Origin of the sequence: Pseudomonas sichuanensis, assembly GCF_003231305.1 — a bacterium.
Lineage (GTDB): Bacteria > Pseudomonadota > Gammaproteobacteria > Pseudomonadales > Pseudomonadaceae > Aquipseudomonas > Aquipseudomonas sichuanensis.
Genome location: NZ_QKVM01000155.1, coordinates 1 through 370, shown reverse-complemented (window position 1 = coordinate 370; position 370 = coordinate 1). Strand labels below are relative to the sequence as shown.

1 protein-coding gene is annotated in these 370 nt (G+C 69.5%); it reads left to right on the top strand.

Translation table 11 applies throughout. The features are described 5' to 3' along the window. Window positions 1–370 (top strand): two-partner secretion domain-containing protein (locus DM373_RS28520; RefSeq protein WP_157966919.1); only part of this gene is annotated, 370 nt, incomplete at both ends.

Here is a 370-nt window from a genome sequence, read left to right as displayed (position 1 = left end):
CGCCATCGAAGGCACTGGGCTGGATGCGCGCAACGTCGACCGTTTCGAGCTGATCACCCGCAGCGCCAAGGTCAACGCCAAGCTGCACGCCAAGCAGCTGGACATGGTCACCGGGCGCAACGACGTCGACGCCAACACCCTCAAGGCCACTGCCCGCGCCAGTGACGGCAGCGCGGCGCCGAGCCTGGCCATCGACAGCACGGCACTGGGCGGCATGTACGCCGGGGCGATCCGCCTGGTGGGCACCGAGCAGGGCGTGGGCGTGCGCCTGGCTGGCGACATGGCGGTGGATGCCGGCGACCTGGACATCGACGCCAGCGGCAAGCTGACCCTGGCCAACGCCAGCGCCGGGCAGGATGTAAAGCTCAAA